This is a genomic window from Streptomyces sp. NBC_00461, from assembly GCF_036013935.1.
Classification (GTDB): domain Bacteria; phylum Actinomycetota; class Actinomycetes; order Streptomycetales; family Streptomycetaceae; genus Streptomyces.
In genome coordinates this window covers 3300561-3322290 of the sequence record NZ_CP107902.1, presented here as the reverse complement: position 1 = coordinate 3322290, position 21730 = coordinate 3300561, and the positions used below count along the sequence as shown (strand labels likewise).

General features: G+C 70.3%; 20 protein-coding genes, 2 tRNA genes and 1 pseudogene. 19 read left to right on the top strand and 4 right to left on the bottom strand.

Annotation, left to right across the window (positions count from 1 at the left end; all coding sequences use genetic code 11):
* Nucleotides 1–50 precede the first annotated feature (50 nt).
* A complete protein-coding gene (locus tag OG870_RS15630; RefSeq protein ID WP_327690995.1) occupies nt 51–1457 on the bottom strand; it encodes a polysaccharide pyruvyl transferase family protein in 1407 nt (468 codons plus the stop codon).
* Nucleotides 1458–1668: 211 nt separating this feature from the next.
* On the opposite strand from OG870_RS15630, the gene proB reads away from it, so the two are divergent.
* From proB to OG870_RS15605, 5 genes are all read left to right on the top strand, one after another.
* On the top strand, nt 1669–2775 hold the full coding sequence (proB, locus tag OG870_RS15625) for a glutamate 5-kinase (protein ID WP_266520254.1): 1107 nt from the start codon (nt 1669–1671) through the stop codon (nt 2773–2775).
* Nucleotides 2776–2977: 202 nt separating this feature from the next.
* Entirely contained in the window at nt 2978–3430 is a 453-nt protein-coding gene (locus tag OG870_RS15620; protein WP_266520252.1) for a hypothetical protein, read from the top strand.
* 110 nt (nt 3431–3540) lie between these two features.
* On the top strand, nt 3541–4827 hold the full coding sequence (locus tag OG870_RS15615; RefSeq protein ID WP_266514225.1) for a glutamate-5-semialdehyde dehydrogenase: 1287 nt from the start codon (nt 3541–3543) through the stop codon (nt 4825–4827).
* A gap of 88 nt (nt 4828–4915) precedes the next feature.
* Nucleotides 4916–5491, top strand: a complete 576-nt coding sequence (locus tag OG870_RS15610; RefSeq protein ID WP_266514222.1) for an SCO2584 family spore wall biosynthesis protein — start codon at nt 4916–4918, stop codon at nt 5489–5491.
* 112 nt (nt 5492–5603) lie between these two features.
* Complete coding sequence (locus OG870_RS15605; protein WP_327690994.1) at nt 5604–6674, top strand: SCO2583 family membrane protein; 1071 nt, start codon at nt 5604–5606, stop codon at nt 6672–6674.
* A gap of 124 nt (nt 6675–6798) precedes the next feature.
* On the opposite strand, the gene OG870_RS15600 is transcribed toward OG870_RS15605, so the two are convergent.
* Nucleotides 6799–7917: a M48 family metallopeptidase gene (locus tag OG870_RS15600; protein ID WP_266520250.1), complete on the bottom strand. Its 1119-nt coding sequence runs from the start codon at nt 7915–7917 to the stop codon at nt 6799–6801.
* 125 nt (nt 7918–8042) lie between these two features.
* Here OG870_RS15600 and OG870_RS15595 point away from each other — a divergent pair, with 125 nt between their 5' ends.
* From OG870_RS15595 to OG870_RS15545, 11 genes and pseudogenes are all read left to right on the top strand, one after another.
* Nucleotides 8043–8204 carry a hypothetical protein gene (locus tag OG870_RS15595; protein ID WP_266514220.1) on the top strand — a complete coding sequence of 54 codons (162 nt, stop codon included), beginning with the start codon at nt 8043–8045 and terminating at the stop codon, nt 8202–8204.
* Between the two features lie 106 nt (nt 8205–8310).
* The gene (locus tag OG870_RS15590) at nt 8311–8478 is read left to right on the top strand and encodes a hypothetical protein (protein WP_266514217.1); all 168 of its coding nucleotides are present in this window, start codon (nt 8311–8313) and stop codon (nt 8476–8478) included.
* Nucleotides 8479–8549: 71 nt separating this feature from the next.
* The gene (gene nadD, locus OG870_RS15585) at nt 8550–9266 is read left to right on the top strand and encodes a nicotinate-nucleotide adenylyltransferase (protein WP_266514214.1); all 717 of its coding nucleotides are present in this window, start codon (nt 8550–8552) and stop codon (nt 9264–9266) included.
* A 16-nt stretch (nt 9267–9282) separates the two neighbouring features.
* Nucleotides 9283–11007, top strand: coding sequence for an LCP family protein (locus tag OG870_RS15580; RefSeq protein WP_327690993.1), 1725 nt, complete (start codon nt 9283–9285; stop codon nt 11005–11007).
* Nucleotides 11008–11131: 124 nt separating this feature from the next.
* On the top strand, nt 11132–11575 hold the full coding sequence (gene rsfS, locus OG870_RS15575; RefSeq protein WP_266514207.1) for a ribosome silencing factor: 444 nt from the start codon (nt 11132–11134) through the stop codon (nt 11573–11575).
* Nucleotides 11575–12246 (top strand): histidine phosphatase family protein, encoded by a 672-nt coding sequence (locus OG870_RS15570; RefSeq protein WP_266514196.1) that lies wholly within the window; start codon nt 11575–11577, stop codon nt 12244–12246. Before rsfS ends, OG870_RS15570 begins: the two co-directional genes overlap by 1 nt.
* Before the next feature lie 135 nt (nt 12247–12381).
* Nucleotides 12382–12454, top strand: a tRNA-Ala gene (locus OG870_RS15565).
* A 135-nt stretch (nt 12455–12589) separates the two neighbouring features.
* A pseudogene (locus OG870_RS15560) lies at nt 12590–12783 on the top strand (MFS transporter); the annotation flags it as partial.
* A gap of 69 nt (nt 12784–12852) precedes the next feature.
* Nucleotides 12853–13026, top strand: coding sequence for a hypothetical protein (locus OG870_RS15555; protein WP_107057459.1), 174 nt, complete (start codon nt 12853–12855; stop codon nt 13024–13026).
* A 3-nt stretch (nt 13027–13029) separates the two neighbouring features.
* Nucleotides 13030–13263, top strand: a complete 234-nt coding sequence (locus tag OG870_RS15550) for a hypothetical protein (protein WP_003976229.1) — start codon at nt 13030–13032, stop codon at nt 13261–13263.
* A 130-nt stretch (nt 13264–13393) separates the two neighbouring features.
* A tRNA-Ala gene (locus OG870_RS15545) sits at nt 13394–13466 on the top strand.
* A gap of 112 nt (nt 13467–13578) precedes the next feature.
* Here the strand turns inward: OG870_RS15545 and OG870_RS15540 are convergent.
* Nucleotides 13579–15192 carry an NADH-quinone oxidoreductase subunit NuoF family protein gene (locus OG870_RS15540; RefSeq protein WP_266514191.1) on the bottom strand — a complete coding sequence of 538 codons (1614 nt, stop codon included), beginning with the start codon at nt 15190–15192 and terminating at the stop codon, nt 13579–13581.
* The gene (locus OG870_RS15535; protein WP_266924164.1) at nt 15189–16538 is read right to left on the bottom strand and encodes a ferric reductase-like transmembrane domain-containing protein; all 1350 of its coding nucleotides are present in this window, start codon (nt 16536–16538) and stop codon (nt 15189–15191) included. Before OG870_RS15535 ends, OG870_RS15540 begins: the two co-directional genes overlap by 4 nt.
* Before the next feature lie 413 nt (nt 16539–16951).
* Between OG870_RS15535 and leuS the strand changes: the two genes are divergently transcribed.
* The 3 genes from leuS to OG870_RS15520 all read left to right on the top strand — a co-directional run bounded on the left by leuS (nt 16952) and on the right by OG870_RS15520 (nt 21646).
* A complete protein-coding gene (gene leuS / locus OG870_RS15530) occupies nt 16952–19822 on the top strand; it encodes a leucine--tRNA ligase (protein ID WP_266584698.1) in 2871 nt (956 codons plus the stop codon).
* Nucleotides 19823–19993: 171 nt separating this feature from the next.
* Nucleotides 19994–20728: a hypothetical protein gene (locus tag OG870_RS15525; protein ID WP_266584700.1), complete on the top strand. Its 735-nt coding sequence runs from the start codon at nt 19994–19996 to the stop codon at nt 20726–20728.
* A gap of 72 nt (nt 20729–20800) precedes the next feature.
* A complete protein-coding gene (locus OG870_RS15520) occupies nt 20801–21646 on the top strand; it encodes a DegV family protein (RefSeq protein WP_266584702.1) in 846 nt (281 codons plus the stop codon).
* Nucleotides 21647–21730: the final 84 nt, after the last annotated feature.

Genomic DNA, 21730 nt, shown 5'->3' with positions numbered 1-21730 from the left:
CGCTACCGCTGCATGCCGGCCCGATCGCTGCTTACCAACCCGACCGCTGCTTACCGGCCCGACTGCAGTGCACGTCGGATCGGGCGGCCCACCACGCGGCGGGCCCGACGGTAGACGGACGTCGACGGTGACGCCGTACCCGGCCTGGCGGTGCCTCGTTCCAGATCCCGCTTCAACTGGGCGTTGTCCAGCGACAGTTCGGTGATACGGCTCTGCATCCAGCCGAAACGTGAGGTGAGCGAGGCGAGGTCGGCGTCGTTCCAGGGACGGATGCCCGCCGGGAAGGCCAGCTCCTTCATCCGTGCCTCGAAGCCCGCGCCGCCGTCTCCGTGTGTGAACGTGTTCTCCAGGCCGTTCCTGTCCAGGAACCCCGTGAACCGCTCGAAGCGCTCCAGATGACCGCCGGTCAGGCCGGTGAGGTCGGCCTCCTCGTAGAGCTGCGCGGGGTCCAGGTCCGGGGGCAGCCTGTCGATGCGGCGGTGCGGGATGTCGAAGTAGCGGCACAGCTCCAGCGTCCGCGAGTCGCCGCACAGTACCGTGGCGGGCGTGCCCGCGAGCAGCGCCGCGATGTTGCCGTGGATGCGGGAGCCGAAGGAGAAGTCGTACCCGCGCAGGTCGTCGATCCAGGTGACCGGGTCGACGTAGACCCGGACCTTGTCCTCCCGGTACATCGGGTGGTCGGGATGCGTCGGGATCGCCGTCACCGCCGCGTTCGGGTGGGACAGGTCCCGCCAGTGCAACTGCCGTGCGTCGCTGAGGTTCTGGCCGAAGAACGTCAGATGCGGATAGCGGGCGTGGGCGCGGTCGATGACCTTGCCCAGGCCCTGCTTCTGCACCGCGCTGTGCGAGCCGTTGACCGCGATCCGGGAGCCGGCGGTGAGGTCCGGCGTCCGCTTGTCCACGGCCAGTTCCTTGCCGTACATGAACAGGGACGGGCAGCCGATGACCTCGACGTCGTTGAACCCCAGGTCCTTGAGGTACTTCTCGGTGAACTCGCCCCGCACGCCGATCGAGGCACTGCGGTCGAGCACCGCGGAGACGAAGTCGCGCACGGCCGGCTCCATCGGCTTGAGCCGTGCCGCGTTGTAGTTCAGCCCGGCCTGCGCACCGATGCCCAGCACCACGACCGGGATCTTCAGCCTGCTGATCAGCCGCGTCAACCGCTTCAGCCCGGCCTCGAACGACGGCCGGAACGCATTGGCCAGGGGCACGACGAACGCGTCGTACTCCTCGTTGATCAGGCCCGCCGCCGCCACTTCGGTCCGCATCCTGTTCGAGATGACCTCGGTCCCCGGGGTTTCGAGGATCTTGTGGGAGGCGTCACTGAAGATCAGGTTGCCTGAGTTGGTGGCGATGACGTCCTGGTCGAGGGCCTCCTCCACCGGAAAGACGTCGAAGGGGCTCTTCCCCGAACGCAGGAGGATGCGCTTTGCACGGCGAACTTCTGTAGGTTGCACGGAGTTCAAATTAGGTTTACCTGCACTTTGATTTCTATAGGCAACCAGTGCAACCTTTTTGCCGTATGCGACGCGTGAGCAAACGGTTACGTCACGCCTGTCCGGGGTCTGGACCGGGCGCGCGCAACCGGGTCCCCTTCGCGTAGATTGCCGGGCGGGGAAGCTTGAGCGCGAGGGACGGAAGAACAAGGTGGCAGGGGCAAGGCAGGCCGTGATCGAGGCCCGCAGGATCGTCGTCAAGGTGGGTTCCTCGTCGCTGACCACCGCGTCCGGCGGCCTCGACGCCGACCGGGTCGACGCGCTCGTCGACGTCCTCGCCAAGAGCCGCAGCGGGGGAGAGAAGGAGATCGTCCTGGTCTCCTCCGGTGCCATCGCCGCGGGCCTGTCCCCGCTGGGCCTGCGCCGCCGCCCCAGGGACCTCGCCCGCCAGCAGGCCGCCGCCAGCGTCGGCCAGGGCCTGCTCGTCGCCCGCTACGCCGCCTCCTTCGCCCGCTACGGCGTCCGCGTCGGCCAGGTCCTGCTCACCTCGGACGACATGAGCCGCCGCGCCCACCACCGCAACGCCTCCCGCACCCTCGACAAGCTGCTCGCGATGGGCGCGTTCCCGATCGTCAACGAGAACGACACCGTCGCCACCGACGAGATCCGCTTCGGCGACAACGACCGCCTCGCCGCGCTGGTCGCCCACCTCGTCCACGCCGACCTGCTGGTGCTGCTGTCCGACGTCGACGGCGTCTACGACGGCGACCCCAGCAAGCCCGGCACCTCGCGGATAGCTCAGGTCCACGGGCCCGAGGACCTCGCGCACGTCGACATCGGCAGCGCGGGCAAGGCCGGCGTCGGCACCGGCGGCATGGTCACCAAGGTCGAGGCGGCCCGGATCGCGGCCGCCGCCGGCATCCCGGTCGTCCTCACCAGCGCGATCCACGCCGGCGACGCGCTGCAGGGCAACGACACCGGCACCTACTTCCACCCCGCGGACAGGCGCTCCGCCGACCGGCTGCTGTGGTTGCAGCACGCCTCCACCCCGCAGGGCTCCCTCACGCTGGACGACGGGGCGGTGCGGGCGGTGGTCGAGCGGCGCAAGTCGCTGCTGCCGGCCGGAATCGCCGCGGTGGAGGGCGAGTTCAGCGCCGGGGACCCGGTCGAGCTGCGCGACGGCGAGGGGCGCGCGGTGGCCCGCGGGCTCGTCAACTTCGACGCCAAGGAGATCCCCCAGCTGCTCGGCCGCTCGACCCGGGAACTGGCGCGCGAACTGGGCCCGGCGTACGAACGCGAGGTCGTCCACCGGGACGACCTGGTGATCCTGCATCCCTGACCGCCCCGGACGCCCGCGGAAGCGGAAGAGCGCGGCGCAGGAGCCGAAAACGGGGGGAACGCCCCGCAAAACGGCCCGCCCCTGAGGTGGACGTTCCGCAAAACCGCCCCACGAACCCTTGCGGCCTGCTCAACTTTGTCTCAGGGACAGATTCCGCGCGAGCATCGCTCGACCATTGCGTAAGGAGGCCGTCGTGAGACGAGTGCGCCCTGGGGCGGCGGCGTCCCGCGACGGCGCCGCCTCCCGTGCGGGCGGCGAGGAGCGCGCCCTGACCAGCGTCGCCGCCGGCGCCCGGTACGAGGAACCGGCCGACCTGCCGCGTCTGTGGCACGTCACCCTCAGCGTCTCCGGCGAACAGGCGCCGCTGAAGGAGGTGCGGCGCGGCCTCGAACAGCTCGCCCACGACCACCCCTTTCTCCTGACCAGCCGATACGCGGGCGACCACGCGGAGATCCGCTACTGGGAGGAGGCCCGCGATCTGCACGACGCGGCCGCCGTCGCCCTGCGCCTGTGGGGCGAGCACCGCCAGACCGCCAAGCTGCCGCCCTGGGAGATCGTCGGCCTGGAGGTCATCGACCGCGAGACCTACCACCAGCGGCTCGCCGAGGGGTACGGCCCGCCACCGGCCAGCCCCGTGGGCGTGCATCCCTTTTGAGAGACCTGCGAGGTCTCGGGGGATATGCGGGCTATACGGGCTCTGCGGGGCTTGTCTCGGGGTGTGGAATGCGCGGTGGACGAGCCCGGACAGCGCACTACGCTTCCCTCATGACCACGCTTTCGCCGTACGACTCCATGTCCCCGGTCACCCGGGCCGCCTACCGCGCCAAGGCCGCCGCCGCCGACCTCGCCCCGCTGCCGCGCGCGGTGAAGGACGACGCGCTGCTCGCCGTCGCGGACGCCCTGGAGGTCCGTACGAGCGAGATCGTCGAGGCCAACGCCAAGGACATCGCCAAGGCCCGCGAGGCCGGCACCAGCGAGGCCATCGTCGACCGTCTGACGCTCACGCCCGAGCGGGTGCGCGCGATCGCCTCGGACGTGCGGGACGTCGTAGCGCTGCCCGACCCGGTCGGCGAGGTCGTCCGCGGCTCGACCCTCCCGAACGGCATCGACCTGCGCCAGGTCCGCGTCCCGCTGGGCGTCGTCGGCATCATCTACGAGGCCCGCCCGAACGTGACCGTGGACGCGGCGGCGCTGTGCCTGAAGTCCGGCAACGCGGTCCTGCTGCGCGGCTCGGCCTCGGCGTACGAGTCGAACACCGCCCTCGTGCGGGTGCTGCGCGACGCCGTGGGCGGCGCCGGGCTGCCCGCCGACGCCATCCAGCTGGTGCCCGGGGAGAGCCGCGAGAGCGTGCGCGAGCTGATGCGCGCCCGGGGCCTGGTCGACGTGCTGATCCCGCGCGGCGGGGCCTCCCTGATCCAGACGGTCGTCTCCGAGTCCACCGTCCCCGTCATCGAGACCGGCACCGGCAACTGTCACGTCTACGTCGACGCGTCGGCCGACCTCGACATGGCGGTCGACATCCTGATCAACTCCAAGGCCCACCGGGTCAGCGTCTGCAACGCCGCCGAGACCCTCCTCGTCCACCAGGACATCGCCCCCGAGTTCCTGCCCCGGGCCCTGAACGCCCTCGCGGAGGCCGGAGTGACGGTGCACGCCGACCCGCGCGTGCTGGCGTACGCGAAGGACTCCAAGGCGACCGTCGTCGAGGCCACGCCGGAGGACTGGGACACCGAGTACCTCTCCTACGACATCGCCGCCGCCGTCGTCGACTCCCTGGACAAGGCCGTCGAGCACATCCGCCTGTGGACCTCCGGTCACACCGAGGCGATCGTCACGACCTCGCAGCAGGCCGCCCGCCGCTTCACCCAGCTCGTCGACTCCACCACCGTCGCCGTGAACGCCTCCACGCGCTTCACCGACGGCGGCCAGTTCGGCTTCGGCGCGGAGATCGGCATCTCCACGCAGAAGCTGCACGCGCGCGGGCCGATGGGGCTGCCGGAGCTGACGAGCACGAAGTACATCGTCACCGGGGACGGGCACATCCGGCGCTGACCCGGCACCCCGGCCGGAAATGTCTCAGCAGACGGATGAATTTCCATACCGTCTGCCCAAATTGACCCCCCAGGTCTACTCTGGAGTGGTGCCGGAGGACGTGGGGGGCACGCCGTTCCCTGACGGCTGGGAGCCCGACGACGACCACGACCGCGGGGTGTCGGACGAAGAGTTCGCCTCCGTGGTCTTCGACGAGGCCTTCGTACGGGCGGCCGTAGTACACGAGCCGACCGCCGTCGAACGCCTCCTTGCCGCTGCCCAGGCGAGAGCGGAGGCCTCCGAGGCGGAAGCCCGCAGGGCCCACGGCAGAGGCGAGCGCTACGAGGACGGGTACCGCCCCGACGCACGCACCGGTTTCGGCCATGATCCCGACCTCGACGACCTGGACGACACCGACGTCCTCGAAGGCCGCTACGGCGCCCCGGGGACGTACGGGAAACCGGTCCGCTGGCATCGCCCCGTCGCGTGGATGCTCGCCCTGGTGATGGGCATCGGCATGGTCGCGCTGGCCTTCGCCGCGGTCTACCGGGGAGCCTCCTCGGGCAGCCGGGACCAGGTGCCGGCGCCCGCCTCGACGGGTCTGGAACAGGGCAGCGCGGCGCCGCCCTCCGCTTCCGCCGACAACTCTCAGCCAGCCCTCTCGGTGATACCGCGCACCCCCTGAGCGGCACTCGGAGCAGCTCCGTCGCGCTCACTTTCGAACCTGGTGGGAACCTGTCAGAACTTGTCGTGTACCAGGGCGTTTACCGGGGCTCTCGGCGACCTACCCTGAAGATATGGGAGGGCCTGGAGACCCACCTGAGGGGACACCCGAGGGCGCCCCCGGAGGTGGAGAGGACGAGTATCGATCCGTCGTCTTCGACGAGTCGTTCGTTCGCGCTGCCCGCCTCCAGGAGTTCTCCGCGCACGAGCGCATGGCCGACCACGCACCCGCCGTACGCCGCCGTACGCCACTGCGCCGGGGCTTGTCCCGGCAGGCGCTGATCCTTGTTCTCCTGATCGCGGTGGCCTTCGGCACCGCGATCTACATGGGTGTACGGCACCCCTACCAGACCCCCGCGGCCCGGCAGCCCGTCGAGCCCCTGCGGATGACCGTCATACCGCTCTCCCCGCAGGGCCGGGTGCCCGGCGCGGTCGATCCCGAGTACCTGTACGCGCACAGCCCCGCCGCGCAGTTCCGCGTCGGCGCCGAGGGCATACCGCTGCCCGCCTCGCGGCGCACCGCGCACTTCTCCGAGAGCCAGGTGGTGGCCGCCCTGACCGCCGCCAAGGACTACATCGTGCGGTCCTCGCTCTCACCCGACGTGATCAGCAGCCAGGACGTCCGCTCCGTGCGCGTCCTGCTCGACGGCGACCAGCTGGACCAGTTCGACCAGAGTTTCGAGCACCCGACCGCCGACGGGCGCCACCAGCCCACCGGCTGGATGGTTCGCTTCGACCAGACCCGCGCCCAGCTCGCCGACACCAAGATCCGCGTCGAGGGCACGCTGCAGGCCGTAGAGACCGACTCCGCCACCCTTGAGGTCACCGCGGACCACACCTTCGTCTACGCGCTGAAGCCGACCGGCGCCGACGCCAAGGCCCAGGCCTCCCTGTTCACCGTCCGGCGCGAGCTGCACTTCCGCTTCGACCGCGACGACCTGCGCCTGCGCCAGGCCCAGCTCGTCGTGTCCTACGTCCAGGCCGGCCCGCTGTCCTGCGCCGAGGACTCCACGAACCACCTCCACCCGCTGCTGGCCGGACAGACGGCCAAGGCGGGCGGCCCGGCAGGCACCGACCCGTACGCCACGGGCGGCACGACGGCCCTGTGCGGGTCGTTGGCCACTGGGGCGCAGCCGAAGGTGTGACAGGGGCGCGGGGTCGGTGGTCGGCCGCGGCCCCGGTGGGGGCCGGTCGCGCCCACGCGGCGGAGCCGTACATGGATGCATGCAGCCCCGTGCCCCTTGAGGCGTTGCAGTCGTCCGGGGCCGGTCAGTCCTCCTGGTGGTCCGTGGGCGGCTCGTCGGTCGGCGGCTCGTCGGTCGTCGGCCGCTCCTGCGTGGGCGTCGAACTCGCGAAGCCGCCGAAGCCGCGCCGCACCCGCCCGCCCAGGTCCCCGGCCCCGCCGGCGATGTCGCTGACCAGCTTCATCAGCGGGTCCTTGGAGCTCTTCACATTGGTCGCGTAGCTCGCCGCCGACTCACGGAACGAGTCCGAGACCGAGGTGTCCTTGTCCTCGGTGCGCCGCGGGTAGTGGCCGTCCATGATCCGCTGGTAGTCCCGGGACTCGGCCCACTTCTTCAGCTCGGCCGCGCGGATGGTGGTGAACGGGTGGGAGCGCGGCAGCAGGTTCAGGATCTTCAGCACGGAGTCGCGCAGGTCGCCGCCCGCCTCGTACTCGTCGGCCTGCTTCAGGAACGCGTCCACGTTCATCTCGTGCAGGTGGTTGCCGCCCGCGATTTTCATCAGGCCGCGCATCGAGGCCTGCAGATCCTGGCCGGCCAGCAGCCCGGCCCGGTCGGCGGACAGCTCCGACTTGCGGAACCACTCGCGCAGCGCCGTCACGATCGCCATGATCGCGAGGGTGCCCAGCGGGATCCAGGCGACCCGGATCGCCAGGTTCGTCAGGAACAGCAGGATCGTGCGGTACACGGCGTGGCCGGACAGCGCATGGCCCACCTCGTGGCCGACGACCGCCCGCATCTCCTCCTCGTCGAGCAGCTCGACGAGACCCGTGGTGACGACGATGATCGGCTCGTCCAGGCCGATGCACATCGCGTTCGGCTGCGGGTCCTGGTTGACGTACATCGGCGGGACCTTCTCCAGGTCCAGGATGTAACAGGCGTCCCGCAGCATGTCGTTGAGGTGAGCGAACTGCTGGTCCGAGACGCGCACCGAGTCGGACAGGAACAGCAGCCTGAGGCTGCGCTCGGGCAGCAGCCCGCTGAGCGCCTTGAAGACTGTGTCGAATCCGCTCAGCTTGCGCAGCGCCACCAGAGCGGAACGGTCCGCCGGGTGTTCGTACGCACGCGAGGAGATCCCCGGGAAGCGCCGGCGCTGCCTGCTCGGTACGTGCTCGTGACCGTTGTGCTCGTGGCCGTCGTCGGGCATGTCTTCCCCCATGTGCGTGAGAGTTGCCTTTGCGGACCCTTGTGCGGCCCTTTGCGCCCCCGAAGCAAGCCCCAGCCTAGGCGGAGTTACCGTGGACGGGCACTACACCGAAGGAGTCCAGCACCATGGATCACAGCCCCGCAGCCGCCTGGCTCACCGAGGCCGCGAGCGCCGCCCAGCACCAGGGGCCGGGGAATCTGCTCCGGGTCGTACTCATCGTGATGATGGTGGGTTGCGCGCTGACCGGGTGGTTCCTGTTGCGGGGTTACAAGCAGAAGGACGACTGAGGGCCGCCCCGGGTTCCCCAACGGCGGAGTCGGCGTGATCGCCGTGAAGGCGCCCGCTTACGATGGGCGGACGTCTTCATCCCGCCCACACCGATAGGTTCTGTCGATGACGAGCTTCCACAGCGCTGCTGCTCAGTTGGTGACCCTCGCTGCCGAGGGCGAGGAGCACGGCGGCAACCACGAGAGCCTCAGCCCGTACGTCACCGGTGGCGGTGCCCTGTTCCTCCTGCTGCTCCTGCTGTGGATCACCACCCGCTTCAACCGCGACCGCTGAGCCCCTCCAGGGTCGCCCTCGGGCACCGGCCCGGGCAGGCTTCTCAGGCCGGGCCGGTAGGGTCTGCACGCATGGGAGAGCAGGACATGCCTACCGGTCCGGCGACCGGCACGGCGGACGGCACGGAAAACCGTCCGAAGAGCGGCCCCGCCGCGCAGCCGCGTCTGGTGAACGGCCCCGGCAACGGCCCGTCGAACCCCGGCAAGCGCCGCCTCGGCGTCATGGGCGGAACGTTCGACCCGATCCACCACGGGCACCTCGTGGCGGCCAGCGAGGTCGCCGCGCAGTTCCACCTGGACCAGGTGGTGTTCGTCCCGACCGGCCAGCCGTGGCAGAAGAGCCACCGCCATGTCTCCCCGGCCGAGGACCGCTATCTGATGACGGTCATCGCGACCGCCGAGAACCCGCAGTTCTCGGTGAGCCGCATCGACATCGACCGCGGCGGCCCGACCTACACCGTGGACACCCTGCGCGACCTGCGCGCGCTCAACCCCGACACGGACCTCTTCTTCATCACCGGCGCCGACGCCCTGGCCCAACTGCTGACCTGGCGGGACACGGCGGAACTCTTCTCCCTGGCGCACTTCATCGGCTGCACCCGGCCCGGCCACCACCTGACCGACCACGGTCTCCCGGAGGGCGGCGTCTCGCTGGTGGAGGTTCCCGCCCTGGCCATCTCCTCCACAGAGTGCCGTGCGAGAGTCGCCAAGGGAGACCCCATCTGGTACATGGTGCCGGACGGAGTTGTGCGCTACATCGACAAGCGCGAGCTGTACCGCGGCGAGTGAGCCGAGAGGGGCACCGGTGAACGACCGATACGACGCGGGCTACGGCGGCGACTACGAGGAGCAGGAGGAGCAGTACGAGCTCGTCGGCTACGACGAGTACGGCCGTCCCATCTACCGGCAGGCCCAGCGGCAGCAGGCTGCCCCGCAGCAGTACGACCCGTACGCGCAGCAGCAGGGCTACGGATACGACCCGTACGCGACCGGCCGGCAGCAGCCGGTCCCGCCGCAGCAGTACGACCCCTACGGCACCGGCCAGCAGCCTCCCGTGCCCTCCTACGACGACCCCTATGGCACCGGGGGGACGGCCCAGGGCGGTGCGCCGGCAGCGCCGTACGACCCCTACGGGCGGGCCACGGCCGGCGGTCAGCAGCCCCGTGTCGCCGAGCAGACCGCCTACATCCCGCAGCAGGCCGGCCCGTCGGAGCCGGCACAGGACGGCTCCCAGGCCGCCGCCCGGCCCGAACGGGATTACCACACCGAGCAGTTCGCCTTCGTCGAGGATCCCGACAGTGACTCCGAAGACGTCATCGACTGGCTGAACTTCACCGAGAACCGCACCGAGCGACGCGAGGAGGCCAAGCGCCGCGCCCGCAGCCGCCTCGTCGCCCTCGTCGTGGTCCTGGCCCTGGTCGCGGTCGGCGGAGTGGGCTACCTCTGGTACGCCGGGAAGCTGCCCGGCCTGTCGTCGTCCTCCGGTTCCAGGACCGGTACGGCGACCGCCGCGGGCGCCCAGAACCGCGACGTGATCGTCGTCCACCTGCACAACACCAAGAAGGGCGGCACCTCCACGGCGCTGCTCGTCGACAACACCACCACCAGGCAGGCCACCACCGTGCTGCTGCCCAACTCCCTCTCCCTGACGGACGACGACGGCACCACGACCACCCTCGCCAAGTCGGTCGACGAGGACGGTTCCTCGGGCACCCGCGACTCCATCGACACGGTCCTCGGCACCGACATCGAGGGCACCTGGCGGCTGGACACCCCTTACCTGCAGAACCTCGTCGACCTCGTCGGCAACATCGACGTCGACACCAACGCCGACGTACCGGACCCGGACGCCAAGAAGGGCAGCGCGCCGCTGGTCCACAAGGGCAAGGGCCAGACCCTCAGCGGCAAGACGGCCGTCGCCTACGCCACCTACCGCGCCTCCGGCGAGGCCCAGAACGCCCAGCTGGAGCGGTTCGGCCAGGTCCTGCAGGGCGTGCTGCGCAAGCTGTCGTCCGACCCGACGGGGGCGACCACCACCGTGCAGACGCTGGCGCAGATCCTGGACCCCTCACTCACCGACAAGGACCTCGGCGCCTTCCTCGCCAAGCTCGCCGACCTCGCCAAGGGCGGCGACTACAAGACCGCGCTCCTGCCCGTGCAGAACGACGGATCGCTGAGCGCGCAGGCAAGCGCCAGTGTGGTCAAGGACGTCCTCGGCGGCACCGCCAAGAGCCCCGACCAGGGCTCCGCCGTGCGGGTCTCCGTCCAGAACGCCAGCGGGGTCAAGGACAACACCGAGAAGGCCCGCGTCGTACTCCTCAACGGCGGCTTCACCTTCCTGGGAGGCGGCACCGCCACCACGTCGGCCACGTCCAAGGTCGTCTACACCGACGCCGCCGACAAGGAGAACGCCACCGAGGTCGCCAAGACCCTGGGCCTGCCCGCCGGCTCCGTCGCCAAGGGCGCGACCACCTCGAACGCGGACGTCTCGGTGACCCTCGGCCGGGACTACAAGCCGTCGTCGTCCTAGCCCGCGGACCCGGGAGAGAACGGAAGAAGCGGGGCCGCCCCACGTGATCCCTCAAACGCGTGGGGTGCTCCCGGCGGTCCGTGAGACCCTTGAGGTCAAGTGACCGCCGACCGAAAGCCATGTAGTGACCGCGACTGACCGCTCCACCGAGCTCATCAACACCGCCGCCCAGGCGGCCGCCGACAAGCTCGCGCACGACATCATCGCCTACGACGTCAGCGACGTCCTGTCGATCACGGACGCCTTCCTGCTGGCCTCCGCGCCCAACGACCGCCAGGTCAAGTCGATCGTCGACGAGATCGAGGAGCGGCTCCAGAAGGAGCTCGGCGCCAAGCCGGTCCGCCGCGAGGGCGACCGCGAGGCCCGCTGGGTCCTGCTCGACTACGTCGACATCGTCGTCCACGTCCAGCACAGCGAGGAGCGTGTCTTCTACGCCCTGGAGCGGCTGTGGAAGGACTGCCCCGAGCTGGAGCTGCCCGCCGACGCGAAGGCCACCCGGGGCAAGGCCGAGGAGCACGCCAAGCTGCGGGCCGCCGAGGAGGCGGCCGACCTGGGCGGTGAGTGGTGATGAGCGCCACCGGTGAGGTGTCCGCGGGCCGTCCCGGCCGCGGGCGCCGCGTCATCCTGTGGCGGCACGGCCAGACCTCCTGGAACGTGGAGCGTCGCTTCCAGGGCAGCACGGACGTCGAGCTGACCGAGGACGGCGTGGCCCAGGCCCGCCGCGCCGCCCGGCTGCTCGTCTCCCTCGAGCCCGACGCGATCGTCGCCTCCGACCTCCGGCGGGCCGCGAACACCGCGGCCGAGCTGGCCGCGCTCACCGGCCTTGAGGTCACCCACGACGAGGGGCTGCGCGAGACCTACGCGGGCGTCTGGCAGGGGCTGACACACGACGAGATCATCGCGCGCCACGGCGAGGAGTACGCCGCGTGGAAGCGCGGTGAGCCGGTCCGCCGCGGTGGCGGCGAGCTGGAGACCGAGGTGGCCGAGCGGGCCGCTCCCGTCGTGCTGCGGCACGCCGAGAAGCTCCCCGACGACGGCACCCTCGTGGTGGTCAGCCACGGCGGCACGATCCGCACCACCATCGGACGCCTCCTGGGCCTGGAGGCCCGCCACTGGGAGAGCCTCGGCGGTCTCTCCAACTGCTGCTGGTCCGTCCTCGGCGAGGGCGCCCGCGGCTGGCGCCTGCTGGAGCACAACGCCGGCACGCTGCCGGAACCGGTGCTCGGCGACGACGACTGAACGCCTGACCGGCCGTCGTGCCGGGCCCCTGACCCGGATTTCACTTTCCGGCAGGTCGCAGGCTAAAGTTCTTCTTGTTCGCCCCGCCGAGCGGGGCGAAACATCACGAGGCTTCGCCGCGTGACAGAAGGACAAGGGGCTATAGCTCAGTTGGTAGAGCGCCTGCATGGCATGCAGGAGGTCAGGAGTTCAATTCTCCTTAGCTCCACAGATCGGATCCCGTCCCCTCAGGGGGCGGGATCTTTCGTTGTCGCGGACCACCGCGGGGCGTGGGCCGTACGGCACCTCAGCCACGTGGGAGCCGCCACCGGCACCGAACTCCAAGCCTCAGGGACCGACTTGGCTGCTCGTCACGGTCGCGCAGTTGGGACGGCTGACTGGAGTCGCCGCGTTCGGCACACTGTTCCCCAAGCGTCTTGAGTCACTTGGGGCCCGGCGGCGTATATCTCTGCGGAGGCGCTCTTGGCGTGCACGTTCGCGCCGGCCGGGACGGCCGCGGAGGGTGCCGTGTCCGGACTGGTACTGAGGCGTCGCTGACCGTATTGCTCCGGCCGTGGCAGAATCAAACGGCCGGAAGGGAGCGCGGCCCGACGGGAGGGAGCAGTGATGCCTGCGAGCATCCTCGAGGAGGTCGGCCACCTCCTCGAAGCGGCGTCGACACGGGACACGGTCACCCGTCTGAGCTGCCCTTCCTGTGGTTCCGTCCACGTCGCCCAAGTGCTCGGCGACAACGGCGGAATCTCCTACGTGTGCACGGCCTGCGGCCACAGCTGGAGCTGATCGATGGGTGCACACAGGCGAAAGTGCGATTGGTGCGGCAGTGGTACGCCCATCGTCCGGGACATGGAGCCGGTCAACCCCGACTACCAGTACTGGTGCGAGGAATGCGCGAGGGCGCTGATCATAAAGGGCGACCCGATCGAGACGTACCGCGAACTGGAGGGCGAGCCGATCTACGGCCGCCTCCTCGAGGAGCATTGCACACTGAAGCGGTTCTATTCGTTCGTCACGGCATGACACCCGTCGGCCCTGTCCTGGGCCGACGGAAACGATTTGGTGTTCCACCCGGTCGACCGTGTAATGTTGGCGTCGCCGCCGGGGAAACCCGCCGGACAGCGCCAATATCCGGCTTCGCCGGGTGACGCGAGGGGCTATAGCTCAGTTGGTAGAGCGCCTGCATGGCATGCAGGAGGTCAGGAGTTCAATTCTCCTTAGCTCCACAGGACTTGGAAGGCGGGTCATCCGATGGATGGCCCGCCTTTCACGTGTGTGAGCGGTGCAACATGACGGCGGGCCACCCCGAAGAGGGTGGCCCGCCGTTTCCGTTCGGGCTCAGCGGCCCAGCGCGCGCCGTCCGCGGCCCTGGGAGAGGACCGGCAGGTTGCGGGACGGTGCCCGGTCGCGCGCCGTCTCCTCCTCGATGCGCAGGGCGAGTGCCGGGCAGCGGCGCACCGCGCGCAGGGCCTTCGCCTCCGCGTACCGCGGCACCTGGGCCTGGGCGACGGTCGGGAAGCCGTCGGCGCCGAGTTCGAACACCTCGGGGAGGATGTCGGCGCACAGGCCGTGGCCGCGGCACAGGGTCCAGTCCACGTAGATCTTCTGGCGGCTGGGGCCGTTCTCCTCCGGCTCTCCGCCGCCCGCGATGCCCGCGGGCATCTGGCCGCCCTCGAAGAGCGGCAGAACCCCCTCCACGGGCCGTCCGCAGCCGTTCCCGAGGACGTGCGCGGCGAGGTCGTCGGTGAACGCCTTGATGGTCGACTCCAGGAACATCGCGGAGCCGTCCGGGTGCGAGCAGGCGCCGCGCCGCTTCACGTTCTTGGCGACCTGCTTGAGCGCCTCCAGGGCGGCCGGGCCGCCGCCGCCCAGAATGTCCGCCATGCCGCGCGCGGCGGCCGGCAGACCGAGGTAGCAGGGACCGCACTGGCCCGCGCTCTCCTCCGCCAGCCACTGCGCCACGCGCAGCGACTCGCCCAGCGGGCAGGTCTCCTGAGTGATCGGCAGGATCGCGCCGGCGCCCAGCGCTCCGCCTACCGCGTCCAGGGAGTTGCGGGAGACGATCGCCTCGTTGACCGTCGCCGCGTCGATCCACTTGCCGTGGTAGCCGCCGGTCAGCACACCCTGCGGGACCGGCGGGGCGCCGGCGAGCTGGAGGACGTAGCGCAGCGGGACACCCGTGGGGACCTCGATCACCATGGGGCGCGCGACCGCGCCGGAGACCGTCAGCATGACGGTGCCCGGCTCGTCGTACAGACCGGTGTTGCCGTAGCGCTCCGGGCCGATGCGGGCGGCGATCGCCAACTGCGCGAAGGTCTCGGCGTTCGACAGCAGGGTGGGTGCGCCGCCCACACCGTTCTGGGAGGCGCTGACCTTGCGGCCGGGAGGGATCGCCGGGCCGCCGTCGATGGAGCGGATCAGCGACGCGGCGGCACCGGTGACCATGCGGACCGGGTTGCGCTGGACCCAGGCCTTCAGTGCGGAGCGGCGTCCGTTGCTCAGGCCGCGCTCGGCCAGCGCGGCCTCCATCGAGCGCTGCGTCGACTCACGGGTGACCCCCACCACGAGCGTGCGGGCACCCAGCGCCTCCGCGACCAGCAGCGCGCCGTCCAGGATGAGGTGCGGGGCACGGTTGATCAGCACCGTGTCCTTGCGGCAGGCCGGCTCGTCCTCGCTGCCGTTGACCACGACGACGGGCCGTACGCCGCGCTTGATCGCCGTTTCGGCGACCGAGCGCAGCTTCTTGTGGAAGGGGAAGCCCGCGCCGCCGCGGCCCTTCAGGTTGATGTTCTCGGCGAGCTTGGCGAGCTGCTCGCCGCCCAGGGGTTCGAGTGGCCCGTGCACCTTGAGGTGCATGGACAGATCGAGTCTTTCGACAAGGTCGAAGCCAGACGTCAGCTGCGGAAGGCCGACCACGCGGACTTCCGGGACGTCGGGCAGGGCCTCGTTCACCTATAGCCTCCGGAGGGCGTGTTCCAAGGTTCGCCCGAACCCGGTGCGTCGTACGAGGCACCGGGCGATGGTTCGTTGGCGGGACCGCTGTTGTACGTGCCGTTCTGGTTGTACGTGTCGCTCTGGTTGTACGTGGCGTAGCCGGTGTTCGTCTCACCGGTGTCGTACACATCACTGTTGCGATAGGCAGCGGTGCCCGAATTGTCGTAGGCCGGGATGTTGTATCCGGTGTCCTGCATCGGGTCGTACGCCGATGGGGGCGCCTCGCCGACCGGAGGGGGCAGGGGGACCGGCCAGCTCCCCGAGGTGCTGCCGCCGCCGTCCATGCGCGGGATCGCCTCCGTGGACTGCATGTCCATGGGCATGTCCATGCGCGCGGTCTGGTCGGCCGCGTAGGGCTGCTGTCCACGCTGCTGGGGAGTGACGGCGCGGTAGGCGGCCGCGAAGCCGTTCGAGGGCTCCGGGGACATGGTGCGCGAGGCCGGGGCGTCGTACGAGGGGGCTGCCGTCGGGATGCTTCCGGTGTCGGTGACGGACTGCCTCGGTGCCCGCCTGTTCTCGTAGCCGGGCAGTGCGGAGGAGCCCTCGGCGACGCGCGCGCGGCTCGCTTCGAGCTCCTCGGCACGGATGGACCCCGGCTCGTTGCCCAGAATCATGGCGAGGCGGTCGGCGACCTTGCGCTTGAACGGGCGCGGCGCCGCACGCAGCGCGAGGGCCGCGGCGACCGCGACCACGCACAGCTCGTACGACACCATGAAGAACGTCTTCGCCGGCCGTCCCGCGAACAGGCCGTGGAGGAGCGCCGCGCACCAGGCCGGGTAGGCCAGCATGTGCATGGCACGCCAGCGCGCCGCGATCGGCGCCGGGGAGGCGAACTGGTTGCGGAGCGCGCCGGTGATGCCGACGAAGATCATGAGGTACGCGGCCAGGGAACCCATGCCGATGAGGGTGGCGCTGCCCGGGTTGGCGCCGCCGGTGCCCGAGAAGAGCCAGCCGAAGGGGAGCAGGGCCGCGACCCAGTCGGCGTGGTCCAGCGCGAGCTTGACCCCGATGTGTATGAACAGGAACGCGATCGAGGCGACGGCGGTCACCCGGTGGATGCCCTGCGCGACGATGCGCTGGCGGATGTTGAGGACGAGCCGGTCCTGGGCCACCAGGCCCCAGATCACCGAGCAGGTGAGACAGACGAGCGACAGGACGCCGGCACCGAAGTTCAGGAACTGCTGCAGCCAGTCGCCTCCGAGTATTACGACGACGGGTATCAGCAGCAGTACGACAGCCGAGGCCACCCCGTAGGCCGACCGGCCCGGTTTGGGGAGCGAGGTGTTACTACGACGAGCGTTCATGGGGGCAACTCCGAAGCAGTTCGGGAAGGCGGTCCCGCTGCCGAACTCTAAGTGTCTCCATACCGATCGGTACGAGGTTTGAGTTATTGCGTTGTTATAAAAGGACCGCGCGCTTGTTGCGATGTCCCGGTGTTGGTTGTTACGCGAAGTAACCTTTGACCTTGGTTCAGTTTTTGTCGGGTGATGACCGATGCCAAGGACCCATACGGACGCGCGTCGCATCGTGCTCAAGCGCTGCGGTACCCTAACCGCATGCGTGCCGTACGCCTTCTGCTTAGCGAGCCGCGCTGATCAGTCCCGACCGCCGGAACCGGCAGGTCGGCATCGGCGCGGCGTCCCCTCCTGTGTGAGGGGATTTTTCGTTTCTCGACGACACAGCCGCAGGCAGAGACGATCGATGGAGCTTAAGGATCATGAGCGAGACGAACCCCGCTGCCGCCGAGGTGGCCGCGCCGCACCGCTACACGGCCGCCGTGGCGGCCGAGATCGAGGCACGCTGGCAGGACTTCTGGGACGCCGAGGGTACCTACGCCGCGCCGAACCCCAAGGGTGATCTGGCCGGGGACCCCGAGGTCGTCGCCCGTCCCAAGAAGTTCATCATGGACATGTTCCCGTACCCCTCCGGTGCGGGCCTGCACGTCGGTCACCCCCTGGGCTACATCGCCACCGACGTCTTCGCGCGCTTCCAGCGCATGACCGGCCACAACGTCCTGCACACCCTGGGCTTCGACGCCTTCGGCCTGCCCGCCGAGCAGTACGCCGTGCAGACCGGCACGCACCCGCGCGTGTCCACCGAGGCCAACATCGCGAACATGAAGTCCCAGCTGCGCAGGCTGGGCCTGGGCCACGACAGGCGCCGGTCGTTCGCCACGATCGACCCGGACTACTACAAGTGGACCCAGTGGATCTTCCTGCAGATCTTCAACTCCTGGTACGACGACGAGGCCGGCAGGGCCCGCCCGATCTCCGAGCTGATCGCCCGGTTCGAGACCGGTGAGCGCGCCGTACCGGGCCACACGCGCGCGTGGCACGAACTGAACGCCATGGAGCGTGCCGACGTCCTGAGCGAGTTCCGCCTGGCGTACGCCTCCGACGCGCCGGTCAACTGGTGCCCCGGCCTGGGCACCGTGCTGGCCAACGAGGAGGTCACCGCCGACGGCCGCTCCGAGCGCGGCAACTTCCCGGTCTTCAAGGCCAAGCTGCGCCAGTGGAACATGCGGATCACCGCGTACGCCGACCGCCTGCTGGACGACCTGGACGCGCTGGACTGGCCCGAGGCCATCAAGCTGCAGCAGCGCAACTGGATCGGCCGCTCCGAGGGCGCCCGCGTCGACTTCCCGATCGACGGCGAGCGCATCACGGTCTTCACCACGCGCCCCGACACGCTGTTCGGCGCGAGCTACATGGTGCTGGCGCCCGAGCACCCGCTGGTCGAGAAGTTCACCCCGGCCGCCTGGCCGGAGGGCACGCACGACGTGTGGACCGGCGGTCACGCGACCCCGGGCGAGGCCGTTGCCGCCTACCGCGCGCAGGCCGCCTCGAAGTCCGACGTCGAGCGGCAGGCCGAGGCGAAGGACAAGACGGGCGTCTTCATCGGCGCGTACGCGACCAACCCGGCCAACGGCGACCGGCTGCCCGTCTTCATCGCCGACTACGTCCTGATGGGCTACGGCACCGGCGCGATCATGGCCGTACCCTGCGGCGACCAGCGCGACTTCGAGTTCGCGCGCGCCTTCGAACTGCCGGTCAACTGCATCGTCGAGCCGACGGACGGCCGCGGCACCGACACGTCGACGTGGGAGAACGCCTTCGCGTCGTACGACGCGAAGATCATCAACTCGACCAACGACGACATCTCCCTGGACGGCCTGGACGTTGCCGAGGCCAAGGCGCGCATCACCGAGTGGCTGGCGCGCGAGGGCCTGGGCGAGGGCACGGTCAACTTCCGCCTGCGCGACTGGCTGTTCAGCCGCCAGCGCTACTGGGGCGAGCCCTTCCCGATCGTCTACGACGAGGACGGCATCGCGCACTCGCTGCCCGAGTCGATGCTGCCGCTGGAGCTGCCGGAGGTCGAGGACTACTCGCCCCGCACCTTCGACCCGGACGACGCGAACACCTCCCCGGAGACGCCGCTGTCCCGCAACGAGGACTGGGTCAACGTCACGCTGGACCTGGGCGACGGCCCGAAGCGGTACCGCCGTGAGACCAACACCATGCCCAACTGGGCCGGTTCCTGCTGGTACGAGCTGCGCTACCTGGACCCGCACAACAGCGAGAAGCTGGTCGACCCGGAGATCGAGCAGTACTGGATGGGCCCGCGCGAGGGCCGGCCGCACGGCGGCGTCGACCTGTACGTCGGCGGCGCCGAGCACGCCGTGCTGCACCTGCTGTACGCGCGCTTCTGGTCCAAGGTCCTGTTCGACCTGGGGCACGTCTCCTCCGCGGAGCCGTTCCACAAGCTGTTCAACCAGGGCATGATCCAGGCCTACGTCTACCGCGACAGCCGCGGCATCGCCGTACCGGCCGCCGAGGTGGAGGAGCGCGACGGCGCGTACTACTACCAGGACGAGAAGGTCTCCCGGCTGCTGGGCAAGATGGGCAAGTCCCTGAAGAACGCGGTCACTCCGGACGAGATCGCCGCCGAGTACGGCGCCGACACGCTGCGCCTGTACGAGATGGCGATGGGCCCGCTGGACGTGTCGCGGCCCTGGGACACGCGCGCGGTGGTGGGCCAGTTCCGGCTGCTGCAGCGGCTGTGGCGCAACATCGTCGACGAGGCCACCGGCGAGGTCACCGTCTCCGACGCCGAGCCCGACGACGAGACGCTGCGCGCCCTGCACAAGGCGATCGACGGAGTGCGCCAGGACTTGGAGGGCCTGCGCTTCAACACCGCCATCGCCAAGGTCACGGAGCTGAACAACGCCCTGACCAAGGCGGGCGGCACGGTGCCGCGCTCCGTCGCCGAGCCGCTGGTGCTGCTGGTCGCGCCGCTGGCCCCGCACGTCGCCGAGGAGCTGTGGAGCAAGCTGGGCCACAGCGACTCGGTCGTCCACCAGGACTTCCCGGTCGCCGACCCGGCGTACGTCGTCGACGAGAGCGTGACCTGCGTGGTGCAGATCAAGGGCAAGGTCAAGGCGCGCCTGGAGGTCTCGCCGTCCATCTCCGAGGAGGAGCTGGAGAAGGTCGCGCTGGCCGACGAGAAGGTCGTCGCGGCGCTGGACGGCGCGGGCATCCGGAAGGTCATCGTGCGGGCGCCGAAGCTGGTGAACATCGTTCCGGCCTAGGCGCCGGCGGTCCGGGCGTCGGTGGCCCAGGTGCCGGAGGCTTGGGGCGTGAGCGCCTCGGGGTAGTCCCCTACGGGCAGGTTCGGGGTTCGTCTGGAACTCCGGGCCTGCCCGTCTCGTTTACCGTGGAAGAGCGACGCCGTATGGGTCGCGACCGTCGGAGGAGGAGCGGTGGAAGCAGTGATCGCAGTATTCGCCCTGCTCTTCGTGCTCTTCCTGGTACTCGGCGCCTACGCCACGGTGAAGGCGGTCGGCGCCGCCAAGCGAGGCGTGGACCGCACGATCAACCAGGCCCGCCGGACGGTCGAGGACCACACCCTGCGGGCCAAGTCCTTCGTCCAGCCGGGAGCGGCGGGTGAGCTGGCCCAACTGCGGCTGAAGCTGCGCACATCGATGCGCGCGACCCAGGACGCGCTGCATGCGGGCGTGGCCGAGGACGAGTCCCTCAAGGAGTCCCTGGGCCTCTTCGAGCGCCTCAGCGCGCACGGGCACGAACTGGACGGCGAGCTCAGGCGCCTGGAGGCCGAGCCGGACCGGACCACTCTCGCCGAGCGGCTGCCCGACCTGCGGGAGCGCACCGAGCGCATCGTTCAGGCGGCCGACTCGCTGCGCTGGGCCGCCCGCGACCGGGCCCGCCGCTTCGCCGACGACGACCTGGACTCGCTGAGCGCGCAGATAGACGTCGAGGCCGGTGCCCTGCGGCACTGGACGACGGCGGAGCCCGCGTCGGCCCCACCGCCGTGGCCCGATGCCCCGGCCGCCGACGGCGAGGCATCCCGGCAGACCTGGCCGGAGGCGCCCCGGTCGCGCACGGCCGAGGAGCCGACGCGGACCGCCATCACCCCTCCGGTGCGGCGCCCTTCCTACCCCTGGCAGAAGAAGCCCCGCCCCGAGAGCACTACTTGATCCGGTCAAGGGCATACCAGGTGAGAGGGGCCGGGCTGCCGCCCGGGCGCTACGGCAGGTAACCTCCAGCTCATGTCCCGCCATGTCGCGATCGTCACCGATTCAACGGCCTACCTGCCGCCGCGGACGATGGAGCGCCACGGCATCACATCGGTGCCGCTGACCGTGGTCCTCGGCGACCAGGCGCTGGACGAGGGCACCGAGATCTCGACCCGTTCCCTGGCCCAGGCACTCCAGAAGCGGCGCCCCGTCACCACCTCGCGCCCCAGCCCCGAGCTGTTCGCCCAGACCTACCGCGAGGTCGCCGAGTCCGGCGCGACCGGCATCGTCTCCCTGCATCTCTCCGCCGAGCTCTCGGGTACCTACGACGCGGCGGTCCTCGCGGCGCGCGAGGCACCGGTGCCGGTGCGGGTGGTGGACACCGGCATGGTCGCGATGGCACTCGGCTTCTGCGCGCTGGCCGCGGCGGAGGCGACGGAGGCCGGCGGCACGGTGGACGAGGCCGTCACTGCCGCGGAGAAGCGGGCCTCCGGCACGTCGGCCTACTTCTACGTCGACACCCTCGACTATCTGCGCCGCGGCGGCCGGATCGGCGCCGCGCAGGCACTGCTGGGCTCCGCGCTCGCCGTGAAACCGCTGCTGCAGCTGGACGGCGGCCGTATCGAACTCCTGGAGAAGGTCCGTACGGCGTCGAAGGCGATCGCCCGCCTTGAGGAGATCGTGGCCGAGCGCGCCGGCAGCGCACAGGTCGACATCGCCGTCCACCATCTCGCCGCCCCCGAGCGGGCATCGGCGCTCGCGGACCGGTTGCGGGCGCGGGTGACCGGGGTGGTGGACCTGCATGTGAGTGAGGTGGGCGCCGTGATCGGGGCGCACACCGGGCCGGGGTTGCTGGGGGCTGTGGTCTCGCCGCGGTGACGGCGGGCGTAGTCGCCGGGTGCCGGGTGCTGGGTGGGTGACGGAGTTATCCACAACTGGCTGGTAATCCCCGGGAATTGAGCA

What these genes read in the sequence shown, in the direction of transcription:
- OG870_RS15535 (WP_266924164.1), bottom strand. Translation starts at nt 16,538, where the DNA reads ATGAACGCTCGTCGTAGTAACACCTCGCTCCCCAAACCGGGCCGGTCG.
- OG870_RS15615 (WP_266514225.1), top strand. Translation starts at nt 3,541, where the DNA reads ATGACCACGCTTTCGCCGTACGACTCCATGTCCCCGGTCACCCGGGCC.
- OG870_RS15550 (WP_003976229.1), top strand. Translation starts at nt 13,030, where the DNA reads ATGGGTGCACACAGGCGAAAGTGCGATTGGTGCGGCAGTGGTACGCCC.
- OG870_RS15605 (WP_327690994.1), top strand. Translation starts at nt 5,604, where the DNA reads ATGGGAGGGCCTGGAGACCCACCTGAGGGGACACCCGAGGGCGCCCCC.
- OG870_RS15600 (WP_266520250.1), bottom strand. Translation starts at nt 7,917, where the DNA reads ATGCCCGACGACGGCCACGAGCACAACGGTCACGAGCACGTACCGAGC.
- OG870_RS15570 (WP_266514196.1), top strand. Translation starts at nt 11,575, where the DNA reads ATGAGCGCCACCGGTGAGGTGTCCGCGGGCCGTCCCGGCCGCGGGCGC.
- OG870_RS15590 (WP_266514217.1), top strand. Translation starts at nt 8,311, where the DNA reads ATGACGAGCTTCCACAGCGCTGCTGCTCAGTTGGTGACCCTCGCTGCC.
- OG870_RS15555 (WP_107057459.1), top strand. Translation starts at nt 12,853, where the DNA reads ATGCCTGCGAGCATCCTCGAGGAGGTCGGCCACCTCCTCGAAGCGGCG.
- OG870_RS15595 (WP_266514220.1), top strand. Translation starts at nt 8,043, where the DNA reads ATGGATCACAGCCCCGCAGCCGCCTGGCTCACCGAGGCCGCGAGCGCC.
- leuS (WP_266584698.1), top strand. Translation starts at nt 16,952, where the DNA reads ATGAGCGAGACGAACCCCGCTGCCGCCGAGGTGGCCGCGCCGCACCGC.
- nadD (WP_266514214.1), top strand. Translation starts at nt 8,550, where the DNA reads ATGGGAGAGCAGGACATGCCTACCGGTCCGGCGACCGGCACGGCGGAC.
- OG870_RS15520 (WP_266584702.1), top strand. Translation starts at nt 20,801, where the DNA reads ATGTCCCGCCATGTCGCGATCGTCACCGATTCAACGGCCTACCTGCCG.